General features: G+C 63.4%; 7 protein-coding genes. All 7 read left to right on the forward strand.

What is annotated here, in order from left to right; translation table 11 throughout:
• Window positions 1–10 precede the first annotated feature (10 nt).
• On the forward strand, window positions 11–1381 hold the full coding sequence (gene pelG, locus J3489_RS34420) for an exopolysaccharide Pel transporter PelG (protein WP_207005288.1): 1371 nt from the start codon (window positions 11–13) through the stop codon (window positions 1379–1381).
• A gap of 290 nt (window positions 1382–1671) precedes the next feature.
• A complete protein-coding gene (locus J3489_RS34425) occupies window positions 1672–3084 on the forward strand; it encodes a TIGR00366 family protein (protein WP_207005289.1) in 1413 nt (470 codons plus the stop codon).
• 100 nt (window positions 3085–3184) lie between these two features.
• Window positions 3185–4012 (forward strand): class II glutamine amidotransferase, encoded by an 828-nt coding sequence (locus J3489_RS34430; protein WP_207005290.1) that lies wholly within the window; start codon window positions 3185–3187, stop codon window positions 4010–4012.
• A 31-nt stretch (window positions 4013–4043) separates the two neighbouring features.
• Window positions 4044–4496, forward strand: a complete 453-nt coding sequence (locus tag J3489_RS34435; RefSeq protein WP_207005291.1) for a GNAT family N-acetyltransferase — start codon at window positions 4044–4046, stop codon at window positions 4494–4496.
• 111 nt (window positions 4497–4607) lie between these two features.
• Window positions 4608–4973, forward strand: a complete 366-nt coding sequence (locus J3489_RS38430; protein WP_255555334.1) for an RNase A-like domain-containing protein — start codon at window positions 4608–4610, stop codon at window positions 4971–4973.
• Between the two features lie 3 nt (window positions 4974–4976).
• Window positions 4977–5279 carry a contact-dependent growth inhibition system immunity protein gene (locus tag J3489_RS34445; protein WP_309491472.1) on the forward strand — a complete coding sequence of 101 codons (303 nt, stop codon included), beginning with the start codon at window positions 4977–4979 and terminating at the stop codon, window positions 5277–5279.
• 633 nt (window positions 5280–5912) lie between these two features.
• Window positions 5913–7097, forward strand: a 1185-nt coding sequence (locus J3489_RS34450) for an efflux RND transporter periplasmic adaptor subunit (RefSeq protein ID WP_207005293.1), incomplete at its 3' end; no start/stop codon positions are given.

The following is a 7097-nucleotide window of genomic DNA, read 5'->3' on the forward strand; positions in this document are numbered from 1 at the left end:
GGGGCCCGACATGGCAGGGATCGGATTCGAACTGCGCAAGATGTTGCGCCGCAACACGCTGCTCGGGATGATGCAGGCGTACGCTTATGCCGGGCTGATCAGTTCCGGGCCGTGGATCCTGTCGATCGTCGGCATCCTGATGATCGGCGTGCTCAGCCTGCCGTTCGTGCTGCCGACGACGCTGATCACGCAGTTCCAGGTGTCGGTCACCTACCTGATCTCGACGTCGCTCGTGCTGACGGGGCCGCTGCAACTCGCCTATACGCGCTTCACGTCGGATCGTCTGTTCGAAAAGCGCGACGACCTCGTGCTGTCGAACTACCACGCGGTCGCGTTCGTTGTGACCGTCGCGTCGGCGCTGCTCGGCGGCCTCGCGGCGTGGCTGCTGTTCCCGTCGCAGACGGCCGGCTACCGGTTGCTGATGCTGACAGGCTTCGTAGTCGTCGCGAACATCTGGATCGCGACGATCTTCCTGTCCGGCATGAAGCAGTACATGGCGATCATCTTCGTGTTTCTGGCCGGCTACGCGCTGACCACGTGCGCTGCGCTCGCGCTCAATCGCTACGGCTTAAGCGGCCTGATGGCGGGCTTCGTGAGCGGCCAGACGGTGTTGCTGGCCGGCTTGCTGGTGCTGATCTACCGCGACTACCGCAGCGACCATTTCATCTCGTTCGAAGTGTTCCAGAAGCGCTACCGCTACCCGTCCCTGATGCTGACGGGGCTGTTGTACAACCTCGGCGTCTGGATCGACAAGTTCATGTTCTGGTATGCGCCCGGCACCGGGCAGCAGGTGATCGGTCCGTTGCGCGCATCGCTCATTTACGACATCCCGGTGTTTCTCGCCTATCTCGCGATCATTCCAGGGATGGCGGTGTTCCTGCTGCGGATCGAAACCGACTTCGTCGAGTATTACGACGCCTTCTTCAAAGCCGTGCGTGAAGGGGCGTCGCTGCAGCACATCGAGCGCACGCGCAACGCGATGGTCGAGGCGCTGCGCCTCGGGCTATGGGAAATCATCAAGGTGCAGTCGATTGCGGCGATGCTGCTGTTCGCCGCCGGCGCGGCCGTGCTCTCGTGGCTGCGGATCTCGACGCTCTATCTGCCGCTCCTGTACATCGATGTGATTGCGGCGAGCATGCAGGTCCTCTTCATGGGCGTGATCAACGTATTTTTCTACCTCGACGAACGGCGTGTCGTGACGGGACTCGTCGGTGCGTTCGTGCTGCTCAACGTCGTGTTCACGGGCTTTACGCTCGCGCTCAATCCAGCCTGGTACGGCTATGGGTTCGCCGGTGCGCTGCTGGTCGTCGTGCTCGCGAGCCTCTATCTGCTCGACCACAAGCTCGACGTGCTCGAGTATGAGACGTTCATGTTGCAGTGACCGGAACCGGACGATCGGGTACGCCTCCGCCGTCAAGCGGCTCGTCAAGGAGGACTATCAGGCTCGCATGATGTCCGGACGGCAAGGTTCTCCCATCGCAGACGCAGACAACCTCACTGCGCGAGTGGATTATGCGTATCCACAGAATTCCTGTATGTTCGCTATGCGAATGCATGTTCGTGCCGCGAATCTCTCTGCCCGCATGCCTTCGATTTTCTGGTCCCCAATCCACATGACGCGTTTGCGCCGGCGACTGACGCCCGGCGGCGCGCGCCCGGAAGACTACCACCATGGAAAAGCGACACCTCGACACACCGGCGACGCGCCCGCAAGCGCAGCCACGCAGCGGCGAGCGCCGGGGCATCGTCACCGGCCTCGTCTATCTGTTCGAGCAGGTCATGCCCGACCCGTTCGTCCTTTCGATCGGCTTGACGCTCGTCGTCATTCTTCTGGCGGCGGCGTTTGCGCCGCATGCCTCGCTGCCGGTCATCCTGGCGTCCTGGTACGGCGGCACCTTCAACATCCTCGGCTTCGCGCTGCAGATGATCCTGATTCTCGCCACCGGCTACGCGATCGCCGAGGCGCCCATCGTCCAGCGCGGCTTGCGGGCGATGGCCGCGAGCGCGAACACGCCGGCGCGCGCCGCGCTGCTCGTGTTTCCGATCGTCGGGGTCGCCGCATGGCTCAATTGGGGGCTGGGGCTGATCGTCGGCGCACTGCTGTCGCGCGAGATCGCCAAGCGCGTGAAGGTCGACTTCGCCTGGCTCGTCGCAGGCAGCTATTCGGCGTGGTCGGTCTGCAATAGCGGGCTGTCGAGCTCGATCGCGTTGTCGCAGGCCTCGCACGGCAATGCGCTGAATCTCGTCGAAAAGGCCACGGGGCAGGTGGTGCCGCTGACGCAGACGATATTCGCGCCGTTCGTCTTCGTGCCGACCGTACTCGTGGTCGTCGTGATGACGGCGATCTTCATCCGGATGCATCCGAAGCCCGAGCATGTCGTGGCGTTCAGCGAGTCGCAATCGGACGCGGGGGCCGGCGCCGCCGAATCCGATCCGCACGCGCGCGTCGGGACGGGTGTGACGCTCGCGACCTATGTCGAGCACTCGATTCTCGGCACGCTGCTGCTGTTGGCGCTCGGCATCGGCTATCTCGCGATGACGTGGCACGCGAAGGGCTTCGAACTCGACATCAACACGACGATCCTGATCTTCCTCTTGATCGGACTCGCGCTGCAGCGCACGCCGATCGCCTATGCCGACGCGATTCGCCGCGCGGCGCGTCAGACCGGCTCGATGCTGCTGCAGTACCCGGTGTACGGCGGGATCATGGGGATCATGACGGGGACGGGCCTGGCGTCGACGATCGCCAAGACGTTCGTCGCGATCGCGACGGCGTCCACGCTGCCGCTGTGGAGCTATCTGAGCTCGCTGATCATCACGCTGCTCATTCCGAGCGCGGGCGGCCATTGGGCCGTGCAGGGGCCGTTCGTGCTGCCGGCCGCGCTCAGCCTGCACGCGTCGGTGCCGCGCACGGCGATGGGTGTCGCGATGGCGGAGAACGTGTCGAACATGCTGCAGCCGTTCTGGGCGGTGCCGGTCGTCGCCATCGCGGGCATTCGCATTCAGCGCGTGATGGGGTATACGGCGGTGACGTTTGCCGTGTCGCTCGTGATTTACGCGCTGGCGCTTTGGCTCGTGCCGTGATCGGCTCGATTGACCGGCGCTCGAACCGAGCGGCTCCATTCGCGAAAAAAGCGCGAGAAATGAGCGAAAATCGCGAGATCCTCGTCACCGGAGTCCGACCATGTGCCGCTGGCTTGCTTACACGGGAAACCCGATCCAGCTCGAAACCGTGCTCTTTCGGGAACAGCATTCGCTGATCGACCAGAGCCTCCATTCGCGCTTCGGCGCCACGACCACCAACGGCGACGGGTTCGGCGTGGGCTGGTACGGCCGATCGAACGAGCTTCCGTTCCGCTATCGCTGCGCGCATCCGGCCTGGAGCGACCGCAACCTGCGCGACGCGGCCCGCGCGATCCACGCGCCGCTGTTCGTCGCTCATATCCGCGCAGCCACCGATACGCCGTCGCAGGAGACCAACTGCCACCCGTTTCGCCACGGCCGCTGGCTGTTCGTCCACAACGGCCTGATCCGCGACTACGCCAACGTGCGCCGCGAGCTGATGCTGGCGGTCAAGCCCGAGCTGTTTTCGTCGATCGAAGGTTCGACCGATTCGGAGGTGATGTTCTTTCTCGCGCTGACAATGGGGCTCGACCACGAGCCGGTGCCGGCGCTCGAGCGGATGGCGGCGGCGATCGAAGACATCGGCTGGCGCAACGGCGTGCGGCATCCGCTGAACATGACCGTCTGCGCGACCGACGGCGAGCAGATCATCGCGGTCCGTTATTCGAGCGAGCGCGCGTCGCGGTCGCTCTTTCACAGCACGTCGTTTCGCCGCCTGCACGAGCTGTATCCCGACGACGCGCGGATCAAGGCGGTCGGCGAGGATGCGTTTCTCGTGCTGTCGGAGCCGCTCGTGGACCTGCCGGGCGCGTGGGAGGAAGTGCCCGAGGGCACGGCGATCATCGTGCGCGGGGCCGACGTGTATCAGCGGCCGTTCGAGCCGCACTAATTTCCAACGTGCTGCGGAGGAGAGCTTTTTCATGCTGGCGTTCAGGGACGCAACCCTCGACGACCTGCCCGCGATCGTCGCCTTGCTCGCGGACGACGATCTCGGCGCGGGCCGCGAAAGCGCCGGCCATGGCGATTTGCCGCGCTACGAAGCGGCGCTGCGCGCGATCGCGGCGCAGCCCGGCAACAGCGTGCTGCTGTGCGTGGACGGCGACGAGATCGCCGGCCTGCTGCAACTCACGCTGATTCCGGGGCTGTCGCGGCTCGGCATGACGCGCGCGCAGATCGAAGGGGTGCGGGTGAGCCGCGCGCGGCGCGGGCAGGGCATCGGCGAGCGTTTGTTCGAGCACGCGATCGGCATCGCGCGTTCGGCGGGCTGCGGCCTCGTGCAACTGACGACCGACAAGCGCCGCGTCGACGCGAAGCGCTTCTATGAACGCCTCGGGTTCGTGGCGAGCCACGAGGGGATGAAGCTGGAGCTTTGAGCCCTTTCTTCGTGGCCTGGGCGCCGCCGGATGGTGCTGCCAACCCCGAGGTTCCGCCGTTCTTTGAAAAGTACCTGGGATGTCCGCACAGCGTCGTCACGGCCCATCTGATTGACGCGGCGGGGGCCCGATGATTGCTTCGCGAGACGATATCTTGTCGTTCTTTATTGGTGTGTTGGTCGCGGCATAACTCGAATCGATTCCCGTATTTCGCTTGAAAGTGGACATATTGGCGCACCGCTTCGTGCGATATCAGAAGTAATGATGGCCGAAGCTGCTCGCGTCAAAGCCTGGGCGCGAACCCCATCTATCACATCGCCGTTACGCTTGACGAGGCAGATATCGGGCGACATCGGCTACGGCGTGGTCAGGAAAACAGGGAAGCTGGTAAGCGGGAATAAGGTGATGGTATTAATCAAGAAAGAAAAATATAATGGGATGCCATACTATATTCTGACGGCCTTTATCGATCTGTGAGGCATGGATATGATGTCGGAAAACCCGGATTACCCGGAAATGAATCAAATTTTCGGCGCGTACCTTAACGAAGATTGCTCGTACTGGGGCAATACGATTGCCGAAATTGTGAATGCCTATAAGAGAGATGCTTCGGGCGAAGACATAAGGAAGGCTATTTCTGAAATAGAGAGATTCACAAAAGAAAATGAGGGGGACCTGGATTCTGCGTTTGAGGAGGCATATGGGTCGCGGTTTGGCCCCGAGTTGTGGGGCTATACTACGATTTCATTTCTCGAAGAGTTAAAGAGGATATTGCAGGGGTAATTTTCATTACTCCGGGAAGATTAGATAAAGCCCGTCTCGGCGGGCTTTATTGCTTGCGGTGTCGCTTTGATGCCCAGTGTCGACCGTGGCTGATACTCAATGTCCGAATCAGTCACCTCCCTGCGCCACCCCCCGCGCTCCAGCCTCCCCAAGATCCCAAAACACCCCCGCCACGATCTGCAGCCCTTCGCGCGCGACCGAGCCGAGCAGGTGCTCGTTCGGCGCGTGCTGCGAACAGCGTGTGAAACGCGGCTTGTTTCTTGCTTGCCGGACCCGCCATTTTCGACGCAATCCGCTCGAACCGGCACCCTCGAGTCAGCAAGTCCCGAAAAACTGTTACGCGCCTTTACCAACGCCCGCCTCGTAACGAATCGGAACTTGCCCGCACAGTATTCTCGTCTTGCGTGCGTTACGCTGCGAACTTGCGCGTGGTCGATCGCCACGTGACAATGCGCGGTGAATACGGCGGGCTGTCCAGGCAAATTCGAGGCAAATTCCAGGCCAACCCCGCCCGCTTCACCTTCACGCGTTGGTTGCGCCCAGCAGGAGGCGCCTGCCGTGCTTGCCAAGCCGTCGCCGGTAGGCCGGAGTCCCTCTGTCATCTGAAGGCAGTCATCGTATCCGGAGGCTGGTATGAGCGAGGCTTCGCATGCGCCGGTGAAGCGCTCGGGGCGCTGGCGCCTGGTGACCGCGGTCGTGCTGCTCGTGCTCGTCGCGCTCATCGCCGTGCACGTTCTGCGCAAGAAGGAGCCCGCGCGCGGGTCGGCGCCGCAAGTGGTGACGGTCGCCGCCGCGACGCTCGGCGAGATGCCCGTCATCCTGAGCGAACTGGGCACGGTCACTCCCGTCGCCACCGTCACCGTCCTGCCGCAATTGAGCGGCTATTTGGTGGCGGTCGGCTATCGCGAAGGCCAGGATGTCGAGAAAGGGCAGTTTCTCGCGCAGATCGATCCGCGCCAATACGAGATTTCCAAGCAGCAAGCCGAAGCCCAGTTAGCCAAGGATCAAGCCTCGCTCGCGCAAGCCCGCTCCGATCTGACCCGCTTCGCCGATCTCTACCAGAAGAAGTCGATCGCCGAGCAGACCTATTTCGATCAGAAGTTCCTCGTCCAGCAGGACGAAGCCCTGGTCAAGGTCGATCGCGCCAACATCGCGCAGTTCGATCTCGATCTCGCCTATTGCCATATCACGTCGCCGGTTTCCGGGCGGGTCGGCTTGCGGCTCGTCGATCCCGGCAACTACGTGACGGCGTCGAGCTCGCCGGGCATCGCCGTCATCACGACGATGAAGCCGACCACGGTCGAATTCACCGTGCCGCAGAATTCGCTCGGCGACGTGCTGGAGCGCTTCAACGCGGGCGCCAAGATGTCGGTCACCGCGTACAGCAGCGACAACACCCGCGAGGTCGGCACCGGCACGCTGTACGCGCTCAACAACCAGATGGCGACCTCCACGGGCACGGTCACGATGCGCGCCACGTTCCCGAACGACGACGAGGCGCTGTTCCCGAACGAGTTCGTCAACGTCAGGCTGCTCGTCGATACGATGCACAACGCGGTGCTGGTGCCGACGCCCGCGGTGCAGAGCGGCGCGCCGGGCGACTACGTCTATCTGGTGAATGCCGACAACACCGTCTCCGTGCACAAGGTCACGCTCGGGCCGAGCGACGGCAAGCACACGGTCATCGCGTCCGGGCTCGCGGCGGGCAACACGGTCGTGACCGACGGCATGGACCGTTTGAGCGACGGCGCGAAGATCCAGGTCGCGCGGGCGTCGCCTGCGGCAAGCGGCGCCGCGGCGGCGTCCGCGCCCGGCGGC

It is taken from the genome of Trinickia mobilis (assembly GCF_017315705.1).
Taxonomy (GTDB): domain Bacteria; phylum Pseudomonadota; class Gammaproteobacteria; order Burkholderiales; family Burkholderiaceae; genus Trinickia_A; species Trinickia_A mobilis.

Bases quoted from the DNA above. Each gene is read 5' to 3' on its own strand.
- J3489_RS34430 (WP_207005290.1), top strand. From the start codon at position 3,185: ATGTGCCGCTGGCTTGCTTACACGGGAAACCCGATCCAGCTCGAAACC.
- J3489_RS34435 (WP_207005291.1), top strand. From the start codon at position 4,044: ATGCTGGCGTTCAGGGACGCAACCCTCGACGACCTGCCCGCGATCGTC.
- J3489_RS34445 (WP_309491472.1), top strand. From the start codon at position 4,977: ATGGATATGATGTCGGAAAACCCGGATTACCCGGAAATGAATCAAATT.
- J3489_RS34425 (WP_207005289.1), top strand. From the start codon at position 1,672: ATGGAAAAGCGACACCTCGACACACCGGCGACGCGCCCGCAAGCGCAG.
- pelG (WP_207005288.1), top strand. From the start codon at position 11: ATGGCAGGGATCGGATTCGAACTGCGCAAGATGTTGCGCCGCAACACG.